Raw genomic sequence first — 19010 nt, 5'->3', positions numbered from 1 at the left:
TCCATATGGCAAAACATGCCGCAGTACTTGATGTACAAGAAGTACCTACCCATCCTCTAAACTGGCTGATGCTCAGCCTACAACACGTCTTCGCGATGTTTGGTGCGACCGTGCTCGTCCCGCTTTTAACGGGACTCAACACATCGGTCGCGCTCGTCGCAAGCGGAGTCGGCACACTGATTTTCCTCGCCGTCACCCGCTTTAAAGTACCCACATACCTTGGTTCAAGTTTTGCCTACATCGCCCCGATCATCGCCGTCAGTGAACGGTGGGGTGTCGAGGATGCTTTACTCGGTGGGATGGTCGCTGGATTCGTCTACGGACTCGTCTCACTCCTCATCCGCTACACGGGAGCTGCTTGGTTGCTCCGCTTACTCCCACCGGTCGTCATCGGACCGGTCATCATGGTCATCGGGTTATCGCTTGCGCCGACCGCTGTCAACATGGCGATGAATGGAGCAGACGGTAAGTACAACGGACTGTATTTCCTCGTCGCGATGGTGACACTCGGTGTCACACTTCTCGCGATGACATATTTAAAAGGGATGTGGAGTACGATACCGATCCTGTTCGGGATCACGGTTGGTTATCTCGTCGCGGCATCTGTCGGAATCATTGATTTCACACCACTGCAACAAGCCACGTTCTTCCACGTGCCGGACTTCACGATTCCGTTCCTGAATTACACACCATCGTGGAATACAGCCGCCTTGCTTCTGATCGTTCCCGTGACGCTCGTCACACTGACGGAACACATCGGCGAACAAAAAGTGACATCACGCATCATCGGGCGCGAGACGCTCCTTGATCCAGGGATGCACCGGACCGTACTGGGCGACGGGATTGCGAAGACAGTCGCGTCGATGCTTGGCGGACCACCGGTGACGACGTATGGTGAGAACAACGGAGTCATGTCGATCACACGCGTCTACAGTGTTTATGTCCTCGGTGGTGCAGCAGTGCTTGCGATCAGCTTCGGATTCCTTGGATACGTCGAAGGATTCATCAAGACGATTCCGACACCGGTCATGGGCGGGATTAGTATCCTCTTATTCGGAGTCATCGCTTCGAACGGTCTCCGGACGCTGACGGAAAGTAAGATTGACCTTGCCGATAAACGGAACTTGACGATCACAGCCGTCATTCTCGTCACAGGCATCGGAGGCGCGGCGCTCAAAATCGGCAACTTCTCTCTCGAAGGGATGGCACTGGCGACGATTCTTGGAATCATCCTGAATCTAGTCCTTCCGAAAACGACAGAGCAGGTCGAAGAAACAACGGAAACCTCTATAACTCAATCCGTAGCTAACAACTTTTAAGACGTTCCGAGAGAACGATAAAGTGAAGGCCATGAAAAGATGCAGGGAATCACTCTGCCTTCTTTCGGCGCACCTTCACTTAGAAGGTGCGCCTTTTTCATGACCTGAAAAGGAGTGAATGATATGAAGACGATTCTAAAAAACCGGCATTTCGTCAATTTAGAAAGCTTATCCACGACAGAGATCAATTCGTTGATTGAACGCAGTCTCGCTTTTAAACGGGGCGAGCCAGCACCAGATTTTTCCGATAAGACACTCGTCAATCTGTTCTTTGAAAACTCGACCCGGACACGCTCTTCCTTTGAAATGGCAGAGCATCGCTTGAATATGCATCTACTGCCGTTTGAAACAGCGACGTCATCCGTGCAAAAAGGGGAGACGTTACGCGATACGTGCAAGACGCTTGAGGCAATCGGCGCCGATGGGTTGGTCATTCGTCACGGGGCGACCGGTTATTACGAAGAACTACTAGCAACGCTCGATATTCCGATCATCAATGCGGGAGACGGGAGCGGTCAACACCCGTCCCAGTCCTTACTCGATCTGATGACGATCGTCGAGACGTACGGAACGGTCGAAGGAAAAGTCGTCGTCATCTGTGGGGACTTACAACATAGTCGCGTCGCCCGGTCGAATGCGGATATCTTAAAGCGACTCGGTGCCATCGTCTATGGATCAGGACCAGTTGAGTGGTACGACCCTGCGATGGGGATACCGTATCTTCCGATGGATGAAGCCGTCGAACAGTGCGACATCTTGATGTTACTGCGTGTCCAGCACGAACGGCATGACGGGACGACTCGATTTGATCCAGCAGTCTATCACGCGACGTATGGATTGACACATGAGCGGATGAACCGCCTGAAGCATTCCGCGATCGTGCTTCATCCGGCACCGGTCAATCGGGGAGTCGAGATTGCTGACGAACTGGTCGAACACCCGCGATCGCGAATCTTTGAACAGATGAAAAACGGTGTCTTTGCCCGCATGGCGATTCTCGAATGGTGCTTTTCAACGAAATCAATCAAAGGAGACGATAAAGATGACAACACGAATTGAGAATGCAAGATGGTACGAGGCGGGACAAGTTCGGACGGGGGATATTCGAATCGAAGCCGGGAAAATTACGGATTTAGCAGCAACACCGCAAGCTGGGGAAATGGTCATCGATGCGTCCGGATTATTCGTCTCACCAGGATTCGTCGATATCCATGTCCACCTCCGGGAACCAGGCGGCGAACATAAGGAAACGATAGCAACCGGCACGGCAGCGGCTGCAGCAGGAGGATTCACGACGATTTGCCCGATGCCGAATACGCGTCCCGTACCGGACGATCGGCAAACACTTGATGCCTTGTTCCAAAAGATTGAAGAGACGGCATCTGTCCGGGTTTTGCCTTACGCGGCGATTTCAAAAAATCAACTCGGACAAGAACTCGTCGCGTTCGATCAATTAACGGATGCTGTGGCATTCACGGATGACGGTGTCGGGGTCCAGACGGCAGCTGTCATGCGAACGGCGATGCAACAAGCAGCCCACCTTGGAAAAACAATCGTTGCGCATTGCGAAGATGATTCGTTGAAAGCGGGATGTGTCCATGAAGGAAGTTACAGTCGACGGGAAGGTTTGCAAGGCATTCCATCACTTGCAGAAAGCATCCATATCGCCCGGGATGTCCTGATTGCCGAAGAGACCGGTTGTCATTATCACGTCTGTCATGTCTCGACGAAAGAATCCGTTCGTGTCATTCGTGACGCCAAACGAGCAGGCATCCGTGTGACGGCAGAAGTCACACCGCACCATCTCGTATTGATCGATGAGGACATTAAAGACCAGGATCCGAACTTTAAAATGAACCCTCCCCTGCGAAGTGAAGCGGATCGTCAAGCATTGCTCGAAGGACTAGCAGACGGAACGATTGATTGTATCGCGACCGATCACGCGCCCCATGCGGCAGAAGAAAAGGCACTCGGTATCGAACGCGCACCGTTTGGCATCACAGGATTCGAGACAGCATTCCCGCTCCTTTATACGAAGCTCGTCGCTGAAGGCAAGATGACAATTGAGACACTGATCCGGAATTTGACGGACAAGGCAGCAGCGATTTTTGAACTACCTTACGGCAAACTTGAAGTGGGGGCGGAAGCAGACTTAGTCCTGCTTGATCTAGAGACGGAGCGAACGGTTTCACCGGAACGATTCCGTTCAAAAGGTAAGAACACACCGTTCGCAGGAGAACGGTTAAAAGGATTCCCAGTCATGACGCTCGTCAAGGGAGAAATCGTATTCAAGGAGGACACAGCACATGCGTAAACGGACACTGGTGTTAGAGGATGGTATGACGTTTGAAGGAACGGCGTTTGGATCGGACACGACAACAACAGGAGAGGTCGTCTTCCAAACCGGAATGACTGGTTATCAAGAGATGCTATCGGATCCATCTTACTGTGATCAGATGATCGTGCTGACGAATCCGTTGATCGGCAATTACGGAATCAATCGAGAAGACTATGAAACGACGCGTCCACTCGCTAAAGCATTGATTGTTCGCGAACATTGTCAAACACCGTCGAACTTCCGCAGTGAGATGTCGCTCGATGAAGCTCTTCGAGATCTTGATATTCCAGGATTAAGTGGAGTCGATACGCGTCAATTAACACGACATATTCGCTCTAAAGGCGTCATGCGCGGTCGACTCGTTGACGGAGAGTTCAACCTAGAAGAGGAATTAAACCACCTGCAAGATGCACCAATCGAGACAGATCAAGTCAAACGTGCTTCAACGGAACGAGCGTATATCATCCCAGGAGCTGGACCACGAATCGTCCTCGTTGACTTCGGAGCGAAGCTCGGAATCGTCCGCGAACTTGTCAAACGGGGCTGTGAAGTCGTCGTTGTGCCATACGACGTGAGCGCAACGGAAGTCTTACGCTATCGTCCAGACGGTGTGATGCTGTCGAACGGACCAGGGAATCCAAAGGATGTCCCGACAGCGATTCCGCTGATTCAAGAATTGACAGGGAAAGTCGTCATCTTCGGAATTTGTCTTGGGCACCAGTTGATCGCACTAGCACATGGCGCGGATACGTTCAAACTGCCATTCGGTCACCGGGGTGCGAATCATCCCGTGCAAGATATCCGGACAGGTCGTGTCGACATCACGTCGCAAAACCATGGATATGCCGTCGACGAACACTCATTGCGCGATACCGTGCTTGAAGTGACGCATCTCGCAATCAACGATGGAACGGTCGAAGGCATCCGTCATACGTCAGCATCCGTCTTCTCAGTTCAGTATCATCCGGAAGCATCACCCGGTCCAATGGATGCGAACGGTCTATTCCAACAGTTTTTAGAAGAAATCACGAAACAACAGGAGGTCTCTCATGCCTAAACGTCAAGATATCCAGAAGATTCTCGTTATCGGGTCCGGTCCAATCGTCATCGGACAAGCAGCTGAATTCGACTACGCAGGAACACAAGCGTGTCAAGCCTTGAAGGAAGAAGGATATGAAGTCATCCTCGTCAACTCGAATCCGGCAACAATCATGACGGATCCAACAGTTGCGGATCGTGTCTACATCGAGCCTCTTCAAGCGGAGTTCGTCTCGCGAATCATCCGGAAGGAACGACCAGATGCCTTACTTGCGACACTTGGCGGTCAGACGGGTTTGAACTTGGCTGTTGAACTAGATCGTCTTGGTATCCTTGCTGAATACAATGTCGAGTTGCTCGGAACGAAATTATCAGCCATCGAAGAGGCAGAAGATCGTGATTTGTTCCGTCAACTGATGTTTAGACGCGGACATGGCGTACCGGATAGTGAAATCGTGCATACGCTCGAAGAAGCACAACAATTCCGACAACAGATCGGTCTACCAATCATCATCCGTCCGGCATATACACTCGGAGGAACGGGTGGTGGAATCGCCAATACACCAGAAGAGTTCACGCGAATCGTCGAAGGGGGACTCAAGGCAAGTCCAGCAACACAAGTACTACTTGAAAAATCGATTGCCGGGATGAAAGAGGTCGAATTCGAAGTCATGCGTGATGCAACGAACCAAGCCATCATCGTCTGTGCGATGGAAAACTTCGACCCGGTCGGTGTTCATACCGGAGACTCAATCGTCTTCGCTCCGACGCAAACACTATCGGACCGTGATTATCAATTGCTACGTAACGTCTCGCTCGATATCATTCGCGCACTTGGAATCGAAGGTGGATGTAACATCCAGTTCGCGCTAGATCCAACGAGTTTCGACTACTATGTCATCGAAGTCAATCCACGTGTTTCCCGCTCGTCAGCACTTGCTTCAAAAGCGACCGGTTATCCGATCGCAAAGCTTGCTGCGAAGATTGCCGTCGGGTATGCCTTATCTGAATTAAAGAACCCGATCACCGAGACGAGCTTTGCTTCGTTTGAACCGGCACTCGATTATGTCGTCGCTAAAATTCCGCGCTGGCCATTCGATAAATTCGAAACGGCAGACCGGACGCTCGGAACTCAGATGAAGGCGACCGGTGAGGTCATGGCAATGGGACGGACGATGGAAGAGGCATTACTGAAAGCCGTTCGTTCGCTTGAAATCGGTACAGCGGATTTGTACATGCCACGCTTCATCGAAATGGCAGATGATGCGTTGCAACAAGCGATTCGCCAGGCGACGGATGATCGACTCTTCGCCTTGTACGCTGGTTTTGTCCGCGGCTATAGCGTCGAACAGATTCATGCTTGGACGGCAATTGATCGCTTATTCCTCGAAAAGCTCCAGCACATTTGGCAACTTGAGCAATCGGTCGCTACTGGTTTGACGCCTGAACTGCTCCTTCATGTGAAACGGTATGGATTCAGTGACCCAATGCTTGCTCGGATTACAGGACAAACGGAAACAGAGATTCGCCGGATGCGTGAAGCGCAAACGATTCATCCAGTCTACAAAATGGTCGATACGTGTGCGGCAGAGTTCGCCTCTGATACGCCGTACTACTATGGAACATACGAACGCGAAAATGAGGCAATCGCGACGAACCGTTCTTCGATCCTCGTCTTAGGATCGGGTCCGATCCGGATTGGTCAAGGAGTCGAGTTCGACTATGCGACAGTCCATTCGATTCAAGCGATTCGTCAAGCTGGCTATGAAGCGATCATCGTCAACAACAATCCGGAAACCGTGTCGACCGACTTCTCGATTTCCGATCGGCTCTACTTTGAACCATTGACGACGGAGGATGTCCTCGAAGTCATCCGAAACGAACGTCCACTCGGTGTCATCGTCCAGTTCGGTGGACAGACGGCGATCAACTTAGCCGAATCATTAGCGGCAGAAGGTGTGAAAATTCTTGGAACGTCGCTTGAAGATCTAGACCGGGCAGAGGATCGAAAACAGTTCGAATCGGCATTAACAGCACTCGACATTCCACAACCACCAGGAAAAACAGCGGTGACGGTTGAAGAAGCAGTCACAGCAGCGGCGTCACTCGGGTACCCGGTACTCGTTCGCCCATCATATGTCCTTGGTGGACGAGCAATGGAAATCGTCTATGCGCAAGAAGAACTCGAACATTACATGAAACATGCAGTCATTGCCTCACCGGAGCGACCAGTCCTCGTCGATCGGTATCTGACAGGAATCGAGCTTGAAGTCGATGCGATCTGCGATGGAACGGACGTCGTCATCCCCGGCATTATGGAGCATATCGAACGGGCCGGGGTTCACTCGGGTGACTCGATCGGAGTCTATCCACCACAACGCGTATCACAAGTCATCAAGGACCGGATCGTCGATTATACGACGCGGATCGCCAAAGCCTTCGGTATCAAGGGATTGCTCAACATCCAGTTCGTCTACGCGGACGGCGCTCTCTATGTCCTTGAAGTCAACCCGCGTGCCAGCCGAACGGTGCCGTTTATCTCGAAAGTTACAGGTCTTCCGGTCGCGCGTCTCGCAACAGACATCATTCTCGGTGAAACGCTCGCTTCTTACGGGTTAACAAGTGGTGTCTTACCAGAAGAACCACTCGTCTCAGTCAAAGTACCGGTCTTCTCGTTTGCGAAGCTTAAAGAAGTCGATCCAACGCTCGGACCAGAAATGAAATCGACTGGAGAAGTCATCGGAACGGACCGTACGCTCGAAAAAGCACTCTACAAAGGATTACTTGCTTCCGGGATGGCAATTCCAGAACACGGTCGTGTCCTCTTGACGGTCGCAGATCCAGACAAAGCAGAAATGACGGATCTTGCACGACGCTTTGCATCACTTGGATTCACGTTGCTTGCAACGGAAGGGACGGCAGCGTACTTGACGGAGCAAGGGTTACCGGTTCAGACGGTCGGTAAAATCGACTCGTCTTCCGAATCGATGCTCGACGTGATTGAAAAAGGTGAGATCGAGTATGTCATCAATACGATGAGTCGCGACTCACAAGTCACAAAAGACGGCTTCATCATTCGACGGGCAGCAGCGGAGAATCAAGTCGTTTGTCTAACATCACTCGATACGGCGGAAGCGATTCTACGCGTCATCGAGAGTCGCTCGTTCGAAGCGAGTGCGATTCAAGCCTTCACACACGAAAAGAAAGTGGTGATCCAATGAAGCAACTCTTGACGGTCGTCTCTCGACGAACGGTAGCTCAAGGCGCGACGGAACTCGTTTGTCGCCTCGAGCAACCGCAAGACATTGCGCCGGGGCGATTCATGCATCTACGCGTCGGTCCACTCTTACGCCGACCGATCTCGATTGCTCGGGTCGATCATGACCTGATTACGTTTCTCTTTAAAGAAATCGGACAAGGGACAGCAGAACTAGCTTCCTTGCGTCCCGACGACAAAATCGATGCCCTCGGACCACTCGGAAACGGTTTTCCGATCAACGCCATCAACCGAGATCAACGGGTCGTTCTCGTTGGTGGAGGGATTGGGGTGCCGCCGCTGTATGAGACGATGCGTCAACTCGTCGTGCGTGGTGTGACATGTGAAGCGATTCTAGGATTTGATACGGCAACGAGCGTCTTTTACGAAGCGGAATTCCAAGCGCTCGGTAAGACGACGGTCACGACGGTCGATGGGACGCATGGAACGAAAGGGTTCGTTACGGTTGCCTTACGTCCGGAAAGCTATGATGTGTTGCTCGCTTGCGGGCCAGAGCCGATGTTGCGGTCGCTCCAGCAACAACCGATTGAGCATAAGTATCTCTCCATCGAAAATCGAATGGGATGCGGCATCGGTGCTTGTTTTGCCTGTGTCTGTAAAACACCAACAGGCGGGTACGTCAAGACTTGTTCCGATGGTCCAGTCTTTCGGGCAGAGGAGGTCGTATTATGACGGAACGATTACGTGTCGAGTTGCCGGGACTTTCCTTGAAAAACCCGATCATGCCGGCATCTGGATGTTTTGGATTCGGTGAGGAATACGCGAAGTTATATGATTTATCAGAGCTTGGGGCAATCATGATCAAAGCAGCGACGGGCGAAGAACGTTACGGAAATCCGACGCCGCGTGTCGCGGAGAGTGGAATGGGGATGTTGAATGCAATCGGTCTCCAAAATCCGGGTGTTGATGGCATCTTAACGAAAAAACTACCGTTCCTCGAGACGTTTGATACAGCAATCATCGCGAATGTCGCCGGTTCGACACCGGAAGAGTATGAGCTTGTTGCAGAAAAAATGAGTCGTCATTCTGGCATTCATGCACTGGAATTAAATATCTCCTGTCCGAACGTCAAATCAGGTGGAATCCAGTTCGGAACGGATCCGTTGCTTGCCGCTGAATTAACGCGTCGCGTCAAACAGGTCTCGAGCAAACCGGTTTACGTTAAGCTTTCACCGAATGTCACTTCAATCGTCGAGATGGCGCGTGCCGTCGAAGCAGCAGGTGCGGACGGACTGACGATGATCAACACACTCGTTGGGATGCGAATCGATGTCCGAACGGGACAGCCAATCCTTGCCAACCGGATTGGTGGATTATCTGGTCCATCGATCAAACCAGTCGCGATTCGGATGATTCATGATGTCGCTCAAGCCGTCTCGATTCCAATCATCGGGATGGGGGGCGTGATGGAAGTCGATGACGTCTTAGAAATGATTTACGCCGGGGCTTCCGCTGTCGCCGTCGGTACTGCAAACTTCGTCAATCCATACATCTGTCAAGAATTGATCCAGCAGTTACCGGGTCGCATGGATGAACTTGGCATCGATCATATTCTAGACATCAGGGGGAAAGCATATGAATCAACTTTACATCGCGCTTGATTTTCCGACCGAAGCAGAAGTGTTTTCGTTCCTCGAACGGTTCGAAGAGACACGACCAGCCGTAAAAGTTGGGATGGAATTGTTTTATGCAGCGGGAAGACCGTTCGTCCGCAAACTCGTCGAACGTGGGCACGCGGTATTCCTCGATGTCAAAGTCCATGACATTCCAGAGACGGCGCGCCGGACGATGCGCATCATCGGACAATTAGGCGTCGAATTAACGAACGTCCATGTTGCCGGTGGGAAAGAGATGATGATTGCTGCGCGAGAAGGACTTCGTGAAACGAACGCCGCGACACAGCTGATCGGCGTGACACAGTTGACATCGACGGATGAAGCGATGTTACGCGACTTAAAGATTGAAGGAGCGATGCCAGTAGTCGTTCGTGAGTATGCGCAACTGGCAGATGCAGCAGGACTAGATGGTATTGTCTGTTCGGCGCTCGATCTTCCTGAACTAATCAAAGGTTGCCGAACGGACTTCCGTTTTGTCACACCAGGTATTCGTCCTTCTAGCAGTGAAGCAGATGATCAAAAGCGAGTCGCGACCGTTCTTGATGCGCGTCGAAATGGAGCGACGGATTTAGTAATTGGTCGCCCGATTACACGTGCCAAACAGCCCGAACAGATCTATCAAACGTTACTCGAAGAATGGAAGGGTCAATTATCATGGTAAATCCAATTGCAAATGCATTACTCCGTATCAAAGCTGTCACGTTATCTCCAAACAATCCGTATACGTGGGCAAGTGGGCTCCGTTCGCCGATCTATTGCGATAATCGGTTGACCCTTTCGTACCCAGAAGTCCGCTCCTTGATTGCCGATGCCCTAGCTGAGAAAGTGAAGGGTTTAGGAATCGAAGTCGTTGCCGGAACAGCGACAGCAGGTATTCCTCACGCGGCATTCGTCGCGGAACGATTAGGGTTACCGATGGTATACGTGCGTAGTGGCAGTAAGAAACATGGGAAAGGTAACCAAATCGAAGGTGTCATTCAACCAGGCCAACGCGTCGTCGTCATTGAAGACTTATTATCAACGGGGATGTCTGCAATTGAGGCAGCAGAAGCACTCCAAGCAAAGGGAGCGAACGTCATTCGGATCCAAGCGATCTTCTCTTACGGGATGGAACCCTTGAAGAACAATCTCCGAGACGCGAAGGTTGACGCGGATGCATTACTGACGTTCGAAGCGTTACTCGAAACGGCACAACAACAAGGTGATATTACAGTAGAAGAACAGGAACAATTGGCAGATTGGTCGAAGGACCCAGTTGCTTGGAGCGAACGTTTTACCGCAAACGTGTAAAAACCGATAGATTCCGTCGGACGACCTACGATTTCTAGTATATGATTTGGTACACTATAGAAATAAAGGAGGTCGTCGACTATGGTGACACATTATCGTGATTATGAACAATTCAAAATGGTCGTCCTTCCGTTTCTACTTGAACGTCCAGATACGCATCAGTTGATTCTAGGTATATTGGAACGGGGGGATGAGCCGCTCCTGATGGCAACGGCACAAGAAGGCAATCGACGACTCGTCATTTTGCAAACGATACCGGAGCAAGCGATCGTTGCAGGTGATGTGTTTTCAAAAGAGGGTATCCGAAAGCTAGCGCGTATTTTGGATAGTCCAGGGTTCGTTGGAGAACAGTCGATCTTAGAACCGCTGTTATTACCGCATTCGATCTATGATGTGCATATGGAGCAGGGAGTGTATGCCTTGACGAAGGTAGTGATGCCGCGCATACCTGAAGGTGTCATTTTTAAAGCGATCCCGAAACAAGAATCACGGCATGCAATCCAGTTTGCGACGGGTTTTTTGAATGAAGTCGAATCGCGTCCGTCCGATCGACAACTCACGCAACTCCATCAGTCGATGACGCGACACATCGAACAAGGAAGTTTGTTCGGATTGTTCAGTGGATCAATGCTCGTTGCAATGGCAGCAGCTACGCGTCCGACACAAACCGGTATTACGATCTCTTACGTCTATACTCCAAAGGAGCTACGCGGAAATGGATATGCTTCTTATCTCGTAGCTAAACTCTCTGAACACTTGCTGCAATCTTACCCAGTCGTGACGCTATATACCGATTGGGCAAATCAAACAGCGAATAAAATTTATCAGCACGTTGGCTTCGAGTTAGTCGGACGATCCTTACATATTAAGAAACAAGAGAGGTATCGTTAACCAGAGTGCACGTCTAAGCAATCATAAAGTAAAACAACAGCCGACCGTCCTATTATCTAAGGACAGTCGGCTGTTTTGTGCCACAGCAAATATTAGTTAAATTTAGCGATGATTTTACCACGGACGTGACGTTCGGATAAACGTTGTAATCCTTTTACGATGTCCGCTGCTGGAATCTCTTCCGTGACGAGTGGATCGAGTTCTTTTGCTGCGACGAGTTTCAGTAATTCACTTGCCATAAGCCCAAGGTTACGGATTGCTCGGTCATCTTCGCTTGCGTAAGCAGCAGCAAGTGCCACTTCGTGAATCGAAGGGGAGAGTGTGAATGGCTTAATGACGGATTGATCAGGACCGCCAGCAATAAAGGCAAGTTGACCTGAGAATGCAAGACGCCCAAGATCCGCTGTAGCTTCCTCTCGACCAACCGTATTGAAAATTAAGTCCGCACCACGACCTTTCGTCCAGTCTCGAATGACCTCTGTGACGTTTTCTTTTTTGTAATCAATGGCGAGGTCTGCACCAAGTTGCTTCACCCATTCATGATTTTCCGTCGAAGCAGTCGTCGCGACGGAAAGACCAAGCCGTTTTGCGAGTTGGATGCCGATGCCGCCGACACCACCTGCACCAGCATGAATGAGAATCGTCTCTTTACCTGTCGTGTTCATCTTTTGAACGATCGCTTCATAAGCAGTCATCCCAGCGCACAGAATCGCAGCGGCTTCAGCGAATGAGACGTCTTCCGGAATCAGAGCGAGGGCACGTGTATCGACGAGCGCGAACTCAGCAAATGCACCATTGCGTTGTAGATTGGTATGAATCGCTACACGGTCGCCAATTTTCACTTCTGCGCCAGGTCCGATTTGTTCGACGACGCCAGCTAAATCAACACCTGGAATATGGGGAAACGTCCATGCTGGATTATTCGTTGCTTTATAGTCGACGGGGTTTAACGCGACCGTCTTGACACGAATTAAAGCTTGCCCTTCTCCAGGCGTTGGTGTCTCGACTTCTTCGAACGTCCATTGATCAATTGCTGTACCTGAATGGTTTAACCATGCTTTCATCTTAATACGCTCCTTCCGAATACGTCAGTTCATATGAATGAGAGTAAATTTCAACGAGGTTGCCGAATGGGTCCTCACAGTAGACCATTCGGTATGGTTTGTCTCCCGGGTAGTACTCACGGATCGGCATCCGTTGTTTGCCACCGTGAGCAACGATTTTTTCAACGAGTCCTTCGACGTCAGGATCTTGAATCGCATAATGGAAGATACCTGTTTTCCAGAATTCGAAGTTGTTTTCTGGTTGCTCATTGTTCGGGAATTCGAACAGTTCGATGCCAATCCGGTCACCTGTCGCCATGTGAGCAATCCGGAACTTGTTCCATCCTGCACCAAAGACGTCTGTGCACATGACTCCAATCGCGGAGTCATCCTCTAATACGTCGGATGGTTCCATGATGATATACCAGCCCATCACCTCTTGATAAAAATGGACGGCTTCGTCGAGATTTGGTACAGAAAGACCGATGTGCGAAAAATTACGTGGATACGTCATGTGTAACACTCCTTTTGCATAATGATTTACGCATACTCTAACTTACGCTACACTCGATTGCATAGTACGCACTTTGAAGTAACTACTGTGGAGGAGAGAACAATATGTCGACAGAACAATTTCCGGTCAATCGGGCGCTCGCCATCATCGGCGGAAAATGGCGTCCACAATTATATTGCACGTTAGAGAACGGTCCGAAACGTTTTTTAGAGTTACAACGTGCGATTCCTGGGATTTCTCGTAAAGTCTTGACCGATCAGTTAAAAGAACTCGAACGACTCGGAATGATTGAACGAATTGAATACGACGAGGCAGTTCTGCACGTCGAATATAAGTTGACGGACGTGGCATTCACACTGCAACCTGCCATGAAAGGTTTATGCGCATGGGGGGAAGGGAATCAATTATCCGAATCCTAATCGAGAGGCAGTGAAGTAAATGAAGCTAACTTATCACGGACAGTCAACAGTAACGATTGAAACAAATGGTCACCATCTTGTCATCGATCCATTCTTTAGTGGCAATGAAAAAGCGACGACGAATCCAGATGACGTCAAGGCAGACTTTATTTTATTAACACATGCGCATGCCGATCATATGCTTGATGCGGAGCGTATCGCAAAAGCAACGGGGGCGACGATCATCGCAACACATGAACTGGCGACGTATTTAAGCTTTAAAGGGCTTAACGTTCATCCGATGAATCTTGGCGGACAATTTGAATTTCCGTTTGGTAAAGTCAAGATGACACAGGCATTCCACTCATCAAGCATCATTGACGAAGAAAAACAAACCATTACCTATATGGGAATGCCAGCTGGATTCTTGCTGACGATTGAAGGCAAAGAAATCTATCATGCTGGTGATACAGCACTGTTCGGGGATTTAGCCCTTTACGGCGCTCATCACGAAATCGACTTAGCCTTTTTACCGATTGGTGATAACTTCACGATGGGACCGGATGACGCATTGATTGCGGCAGATATGTTGCAAGCAAAAGCTGTTGTCCCCATCCATTACGATACATTTGATTTGATTAAACAAGATGCAAAAGCGTTCTGCGAAAAGATTGAAGCTCAAGGTCAAACCGGTCATCCGCTTGCAATCGGTGAGTCACTCGAACTGTAATTCGTATCTTATGAAAGGAGAGGACACGTCATCGTTCCTCTCCTTTTTGTCGGCTTATTTTTGGAAATGTCAGTGGTTCATTGGGGGTAGTCTTCCTTCTTCCGCCCGATGGCGAAACGGTGAACTTCTTCTATGATAAGAAGGGGGCTGTTGACAGCCGATTCGGATATTCGGAATAATGGTAGACATGAGATGGAGGGACTGACATGGAAGAGCATAATAGTAGAAGTGTGCGTAAACGAAAACAATCATCGTTTACGCGCTTAAAAAATAAACAAAAACAAAAGATGGATGCCCGATTGAACCGAATAGGTGAAAGAGGACCAGTGAAACGGCCAATTTACTTGTACGGTGGTGTCATTCTCGGACTTATCATCATCTATACGATCACATTACTCGTCTCAACAGAATCATTATCACGTGGCGAGTCATTCAAGACGACGAATCGCTACAAATCACTCGCTATCGAGGCGCCGCACGCGACGGTACAATTCGTACGAAGCACAGATGGAAACGTCCAAATCAAGCTCGTTGATAGTGCATCGAGTGGAAAACGACTGAAAATCAGTACGTCGACGAATACAGTGACGGTGACAGGGCGAGATGGTTGGCTGTCCCGACTAGGCAATCGTCCGAGTGAAAAGACGGCAGATTATACGATTCAAGTTGGACTACCAAGCTATATGAACCGTGTTGATGTCGATGCTGGAACGTTGAAAGGAATGGGCATTTACGCGAAAACGATTGAGATGAGTGGTGAATCGATGAGTCTCGATAAGGTAAAAGGTGATGAGATTACACTGAATGCAACACAAGCGATTTCCGTCAAGGAAATGGATGCCGTCCATGCGCAAGTGACAGCCGAGAGTGTTTCGCTGGCAGAATATATGGCGAAGTTGAGCCTTGATGTTACAACGATTGACGGTGCAATAAAATTAAAACCGGATAAAGCAGCTGGTACGATTACGATCGATACGGGAGGCGACATTAAAGCCTCTGACCGATATACGAAACAAAAGAATAAGGACGAGACGATTTATGAACTGTCAAAACAAGAGAAGCCAGAAGTGACAGTCAATAGTGAAGTCGGGCAGGTGACGCTCGAGTGAAGTTAAAATTTAGGATTGGATTACGGACGGTCAAAACGGGGATTGCAGTTGCTCTTGCACTTAGCATCTCCTGGTATGTGTTCGGTATTTACTCAGGTATGGGCGCCGTAGCAGCAATCGTTGCGATGCAACCGACAATCCATCGTTCATTCAAAATCGTCTTCAATCGAATTTTCGGAACAGTGCTCGGATTGATGTGTGGACTTGCGATTGTCGCAACACTTGGTGCGAATCCATTAACGATCGGACTCGCTGTCGTCGTCTCACTCGTGCTCAATTCGATGATTGGGCGAACAGATATGTCGACGTTCGCTGCTTTCGCGATCGTATTGATGTTCGAGAGTCCGACTGCCGATTATGTGCACTACGCCTTATCACGGTCGTTATTGACCGTCGTCGGTGTATTATCTGCCGTCGTCGTCAATTATATCGTCTTCCCACCGCATTATGAGGATCGCTTACTGTTACTCGTTAAGAAGACGACGCAACAGTTGATGGAAGATTGGCGAAGCCTTGTGCAAGATGATGGTCGCTTGCTTGCTGTGCGTAAACAAATTCTCAAACATGAAGAGATGATGTTGATGCTCCAAGAAGATCAAAAGTATCCGTTGATGGCAAGTGGTCAAAGTGAAGCGTTCATTCGGTTGAAGGAACTCGTCGATCTCGAAGACAAATTGCTCGTCTTACTTGAAAGTATTGCGAGTCACCGAGATATCCCGATGACAGAAGAACAGGAAAAAACGCTCGGTCAGGAAATCGATTTCTTACTCAGCCATCATTATGATGTCATTTTCTCACATGAACGAAAACAAGCGATGTTCTCATTTGATCAAGAATTAAGTGAAGCGAAAGACATCATCCATGGGCATCTGCTCGATTACCGGGAACAATTAGAAAAAATGAAATGACGACGAAAAACCGCTGTATTCCTTATTCTTTAGTAGGAATACAGCGGTTTTTGTGTAAAATTATTGGCGTAAAGACTGGACGACATCTGGATCTGGCGTGACGTAAAGCGTCGTTTGATCCGTATAAATGACGAATCCAGGTTTCGCACCACTCGGTTTTTTGACATAGCGTAGTTCCGTGAAGTCAACGGGAACTTGGCTTGATTCCCGTGCCTTCGAGTAGTAAGCCGCGACGATTGCTGCTTCCTTCAATGTCGTCTCATCCGGTGTATCACTTTGAATGATGACATGGGATCCCGGGATATCCTTCGTGTGTAGCCATGTATCGGATCGGCGTCCAAATTTGAACGTCGCGTAATCATTTTGTTTATTATTCTTTCCGACGAAGAACGAGAGACCGGTCGAAGAACGATATTCTTCGAGTTGTGGGAGCTGGGGTTTCTTTTTCTTCTTTTGACGTTCGCGTAGATATCCTTCTTCGACGAGCTCCTCACGCATTTCCCGAATATCTTCTGGTGATGCGACATCGAGTTGGGCAAGCAAACCTTCGAAATACGCAATCTCAGCCTGATTCTTCTCAAGCTGGCGCGCGACTTCGACTTTGGCGGTTTTTAATTTGTTATACCGTTTGTAATAACGTTGTGCGTTCTCGTTCGGTGAAAAACGAGGATCAAGCGTGATCGTGATTTCAGCACCATCTGGATCATAATAATCAACGACGGTCGCTTCTTTCATTCCGCGTTCGAGCTGATAAAGGTAGGTCGTCAGTAGTTCCCCTTTATGCTTCCATTCGTCCATCCGTAACGTCGCTTCTAAATCTTTTTCGAGTTTTGATCGCTTTAAGATATTCTTATCGTACTCACTCTTGATGAACCGTTCGAGATCAGCCGCTTGTTGTTTGACACGATCGCGATTTGCTTTTTGATGGAAGAATGCGTCGAGGACTTGACCACTCGTCTCGAATGTCTTCTCATCGATGACCGATCCTTCCGTTAAGCGGACCGGTGCAAAGCGTTCCTTGCCGCCTTCCATCCGTTGCAATACATAAGGGCCGTTTAGTTCTTTTAGGACGTCCTGGAAAGCGGTAGCGAGATTCATCCGGTTCGCAAGACCTGCCCGCGTAACGACTTCCTTTGCAATTTGTGGAGACAGACCACTGAAGAGACCAAGTAGCTGTCGATCTAGTTTACCGGCGTTCCAGTCAATCCGGTGGAGTGTCTTTTCGATATCTCCCGTGAGTGGATCGACTTTATCCTGTGCCGGTGGGAGTTGATAGGTCATGCCTGGCATGATGGTTCGGAATGTATTTTGACTGAGGGGCAAGTGTTTGATTGCATCGAGAATCTTATCCTGCCCGTCCGTCAAAATGATGTTTGAGTGACGTCCCATCAACTCGACATAGATTTTTTTCGCTTCCTCATCACCGAGTTCGTTTCGGGAGCGGACACGCAGGACGATGATTCGGTCACGTTCCAGTTGTTCGATTGATTCAATGAACCCACCTTCGACATGCTTACGGAGCATCATACAAAAGAGCGGAGGTTCACTCGGGTTGCTGACTGTTTCCGATGTAATGTGCATCCGTGCATACATGGCATTCGCAGAGGCGAGCAATAATACGTTTTTTCGCTCGGCCCGGATCTGGAATACTAAATCCAATGTATAAGGTTGGTATACCTTATTGATCCGTCCTCCGACGAGCGGTTGGAGTTCTTCGACGACACGTGTCGTCATCAATCCGTCAAAAGCCATACGATTACCTTCTTTCTTGATTTCGTTCTCACTTTCTAAAGGTAACAGAAATGGCATCGTTATGGTATGATAAAGCAGTCGAGCTAAAAAAAGATGACTTGCGAACTTCCCGTCTCTACTGCTAATATGAAACAATGTGAAGTTTGTGAGATGGAGGGGTTTTGAAGTGATTTTCAAAGAGCGTGGCTTATTACTCGTATTATCTGGTCCAAGTGGTGTCGGAAAGGGAACGGTCTGTCGTGCCTTGCGCGAAGATCAGGATAACGATCTGCATTACTCGGTATCCTGTACGACGCGCCAACCGCGCGAAGGAGAAATAGATGGTGTCCACTATTTCTTTAAATCGCGTGAAGAATTCGAAGAGATGATTGCGAACAATCAACTCTTGGAATATGCTGAATTCGTAGGGAACTATTATGGAACACCAGTTGAATGGGTGAACCAGATCCTAGATGAAGGAAAAGACGTCATTCTCGAAATCGAAGTTCAAGGGGCCATGCAGGTCAAAGAACATTTTCCGGAAGCTGTCTTCTTATTCCTTGCACCTCCAAGCCTCCAGGAATTACGGAACCGCCTCGTAGGGCGTGGAACGGAATCGGAGGAAGTCATTAAGCAACGTCTTCTCGTCGCTAAAGAAGAGATCGAGATGATGGATGCGTATGACTATGTCGTGACGAACGACGAAATTCATAAAGCCTGTGATCGTATTCAAGCAATCGTCACAGCGGAACATTGCAGTCGGGAACGTGTCGCGTCCCTATATAAAAAAGCCATGGAGGTTAAGTGA

General features: G+C 49.2%; 18 protein-coding genes. 15 read left to right on the top strand and 3 right to left on the bottom strand.

All coding sequences use genetic code 11. The annotated features are described in order from the left end of the window. Window positions 1-5: 5 nt before the first annotated feature. The 10 genes from ADM98_RS12750 to ADM98_RS12705 all read left to right on the top strand — a co-directional run bounded on the left by ADM98_RS12750 (window position 6) and on the right by ADM98_RS12705 (window position 11769). A complete protein-coding gene (locus ADM98_RS12750; RefSeq protein ID WP_053453840.1) occupies window positions 6-1319 on the top strand; it encodes a uracil-xanthine permease family protein in 1314 nt (437 codons plus the stop codon). Between the two features lie 123 nt (window positions 1320-1442). Next, window positions 1443-2378, top strand: coding sequence for an aspartate carbamoyltransferase catalytic subunit (locus ADM98_RS12745; RefSeq protein ID WP_053453839.1), 936 nt, complete (start codon window positions 1443-1445; stop codon window positions 2376-2378). Beyond that, window positions 2362-3633: a dihydroorotase gene (locus tag ADM98_RS12740; protein ID WP_053453838.1), complete on the top strand. Its 1272-nt coding sequence runs from the start codon at window positions 2362-2364 to the stop codon at window positions 3631-3633. The genes ADM98_RS12745 and ADM98_RS12740 overlap by 17 nt, the downstream gene beginning before the upstream one ends. After that, window positions 3626-4714 (top strand): carbamoyl phosphate synthase small subunit, encoded by a 1089-nt coding sequence (locus tag ADM98_RS12735; RefSeq protein ID WP_053453837.1) that lies wholly within the window; start codon window positions 3626-3628, stop codon window positions 4712-4714. The genes ADM98_RS12740 and ADM98_RS12735 overlap by 8 nt, the downstream gene beginning before the upstream one ends. Beyond that, window positions 4707-7916, top strand: a complete 3210-nt coding sequence (gene carB, locus ADM98_RS12730; protein WP_053453836.1) for a carbamoyl-phosphate synthase large subunit — start codon at window positions 4707-4709, stop codon at window positions 7914-7916. Before ADM98_RS12735 ends, carB begins: the two co-directional genes overlap by 8 nt. Continuing rightward, window positions 7913-8644, top strand: a complete 732-nt coding sequence (locus ADM98_RS12725) for an iron-sulfur cluster-binding protein (RefSeq protein ID WP_053453835.1) — start codon at window positions 7913-7915, stop codon at window positions 8642-8644. The genes carB and ADM98_RS12725 overlap by 4 nt, the downstream gene beginning before the upstream one ends. Beyond that, window positions 8641-9573 (top strand): dihydroorotate dehydrogenase, encoded by a 933-nt coding sequence (locus tag ADM98_RS12720; protein ID WP_053453834.1) that lies wholly within the window; start codon window positions 8641-8643, stop codon window positions 9571-9573. Before ADM98_RS12725 ends, ADM98_RS12720 begins: the two co-directional genes overlap by 4 nt. Continuing rightward, entirely contained in the window at window positions 9548-10249 is a 702-nt protein-coding gene (gene pyrF / locus ADM98_RS12715; RefSeq protein WP_053453833.1) for an orotidine-5'-phosphate decarboxylase, read from the top strand. The genes ADM98_RS12720 and pyrF overlap by 26 nt, the downstream gene beginning before the upstream one ends. Further along, window positions 10237-10878, top strand: a complete 642-nt coding sequence (gene pyrE / locus ADM98_RS12710; protein ID WP_442855423.1) for an orotate phosphoribosyltransferase — start codon at window positions 10237-10239, stop codon at window positions 10876-10878. The genes pyrF and pyrE overlap by 13 nt, the downstream gene beginning before the upstream one ends. Before the next feature lie 81 nt (window positions 10879-10959). After that, window positions 10960-11769, top strand: a complete 810-nt coding sequence (locus ADM98_RS12705) for a GNAT family N-acetyltransferase (RefSeq protein ID WP_053453831.1) — start codon at window positions 10960-10962, stop codon at window positions 11767-11769. Between the two features lie 92 nt (window positions 11770-11861). Here the strand turns inward: ADM98_RS12705 and ADM98_RS12700 are convergent, their stop codons facing one another. Both ADM98_RS12700 and ADM98_RS12695 read right to left on the bottom strand, forming a co-directional pair. Beyond that, window positions 11862-12833: a zinc-binding dehydrogenase gene (locus tag ADM98_RS12700; RefSeq protein ID WP_053453830.1), complete on the bottom strand. Its 972-nt coding sequence runs from the start codon at window positions 12831-12833 to the stop codon at window positions 11862-11864. A gap of 1 nt (window position 12834) precedes the next feature. After that, window positions 12835-13326, bottom strand: a complete 492-nt coding sequence (locus ADM98_RS12695; protein ID WP_053453829.1) for a lactoylglutathione lyase family protein — start codon at window positions 13324-13326, stop codon at window positions 12835-12837. Window positions 13327-13430: 104 nt separating this feature from the next. Between ADM98_RS12695 and ADM98_RS12690 the strand changes: the two genes are divergently transcribed. The 4 genes from ADM98_RS12690 to ADM98_RS12675 all read left to right on the top strand — a co-directional run bounded on the left by ADM98_RS12690 (window position 13431) and on the right by ADM98_RS12675 (window position 16471). Continuing rightward, on the top strand, window positions 13431-13745 hold the full coding sequence (locus ADM98_RS12690) for a winged helix-turn-helix transcriptional regulator (protein ID WP_053453828.1): 315 nt from the start codon (window positions 13431-13433) through the stop codon (window positions 13743-13745). A 19-nt stretch (window positions 13746-13764) separates the two neighbouring features. Continuing rightward, entirely contained in the window at window positions 13765-14454 is a 690-nt protein-coding gene (locus ADM98_RS12685; protein ID WP_053453827.1) for a metal-dependent hydrolase, read from the top strand. Between the two features lie 206 nt (window positions 14455-14660). Then, window positions 14661-15563 (top strand): DUF4097 family beta strand repeat-containing protein, encoded by a 903-nt coding sequence (locus ADM98_RS12680; protein WP_053453826.1) that lies wholly within the window; start codon window positions 14661-14663, stop codon window positions 15561-15563. Further along, window positions 15560-16471: an FUSC family protein gene (locus tag ADM98_RS12675; RefSeq protein WP_053453825.1), complete on the top strand. Its 912-nt coding sequence runs from the start codon at window positions 15560-15562 to the stop codon at window positions 16469-16471. The genes ADM98_RS12680 and ADM98_RS12675 overlap by 4 nt, the downstream gene beginning before the upstream one ends. Before the next feature lie 60 nt (window positions 16472-16531). Here the strand turns inward: ADM98_RS12675 and ADM98_RS12670 are convergent, their stop codons facing one another. After that, window positions 16532-18223: an Rqc2 family fibronectin-binding protein gene (locus ADM98_RS12670; protein WP_053453824.1), complete on the bottom strand. Its 1692-nt coding sequence runs from the start codon at window positions 18221-18223 to the stop codon at window positions 16532-16534. A 169-nt stretch (window positions 18224-18392) separates the two neighbouring features. Between ADM98_RS12670 and gmk the strand changes: the two genes are divergently transcribed. Then, window positions 18393-19010 carry a guanylate kinase gene (gmk, locus tag ADM98_RS12665; protein WP_197484513.1) on the top strand — a complete coding sequence of 206 codons (618 nt, stop codon included), beginning with the start codon at window positions 18393-18395 and terminating at the stop codon, window positions 19008-19010.

It is taken from the genome of Exiguobacterium sp. BMC-KP, from assembly GCF_001275385.1.
GTDB lineage: Bacteria > Bacillota > Bacilli > Exiguobacteriales > Exiguobacteriaceae > Exiguobacterium_A.
This window is presented reverse-complemented; position numbering and strand designations above follow the sequence as displayed.

Excerpts from the sequence above, each read along its gene's own strand:
- ADM98_RS12750 (WP_053453840.1), top strand. The coding sequence starts at position 6 with ATGGCAAAACATGCCGCAGTACTTGATGTACAAGAAGTACCTACCCAT.
- ADM98_RS12745 (WP_053453839.1), top strand. The coding sequence starts at position 1,443 with ATGAAGACGATTCTAAAAAACCGGCATTTCGTCAATTTAGAAAGCTTA.
- ADM98_RS12740 (WP_053453838.1), top strand. The coding sequence starts at position 2,362 with ATGACAACACGAATTGAGAATGCAAGATGGTACGAGGCGGGACAAGTT.
- ADM98_RS12735 (WP_053453837.1), top strand. The coding sequence starts at position 3,626 with ATGCGTAAACGGACACTGGTGTTAGAGGATGGTATGACGTTTGAAGGA.
- carB (WP_053453836.1), top strand. The coding sequence starts at position 4,707 with ATGCCTAAACGTCAAGATATCCAGAAGATTCTCGTTATCGGGTCCGGT.
- ADM98_RS12725 (WP_053453835.1), top strand. The coding sequence starts at position 7,913 with ATGAAGCAACTCTTGACGGTCGTCTCTCGACGAACGGTAGCTCAAGGC.
- ADM98_RS12720 (WP_053453834.1), top strand. The coding sequence starts at position 8,641 with ATGACGGAACGATTACGTGTCGAGTTGCCGGGACTTTCCTTGAAAAAC.
- pyrF (WP_053453833.1), top strand. The coding sequence starts at position 9,548 with ATGAATCAACTTTACATCGCGCTTGATTTTCCGACCGAAGCAGAAGTG.
- ADM98_RS12705 (WP_053453831.1), top strand. The coding sequence starts at position 10,960 with ATGGTGACACATTATCGTGATTATGAACAATTCAAAATGGTCGTCCTT.
- ADM98_RS12700 (WP_053453830.1), bottom strand. The coding sequence starts at position 12,833 with ATGAAAGCATGGTTAAACCATTCAGGTACAGCAATTGATCAATGGACG.
- ADM98_RS12695 (WP_053453829.1), bottom strand. The coding sequence starts at position 13,326 with ATGACGTATCCACGTAATTTTTCGCACATCGGTCTTTCTGTACCAAAT.
- ADM98_RS12690 (WP_053453828.1), top strand. The coding sequence starts at position 13,431 with ATGTCGACAGAACAATTTCCGGTCAATCGGGCGCTCGCCATCATCGGC.
- ADM98_RS12685 (WP_053453827.1), top strand. The coding sequence starts at position 13,765 with ATGAAGCTAACTTATCACGGACAGTCAACAGTAACGATTGAAACAAAT.
- ADM98_RS12680 (WP_053453826.1), top strand. The coding sequence starts at position 14,661 with ATGGAAGAGCATAATAGTAGAAGTGTGCGTAAACGAAAACAATCATCG.
- ADM98_RS12670 (WP_053453824.1), bottom strand. The coding sequence starts at position 18,223 with ATGGCTTTTGACGGATTGATGACGACACGTGTCGTCGAAGAACTCCAA.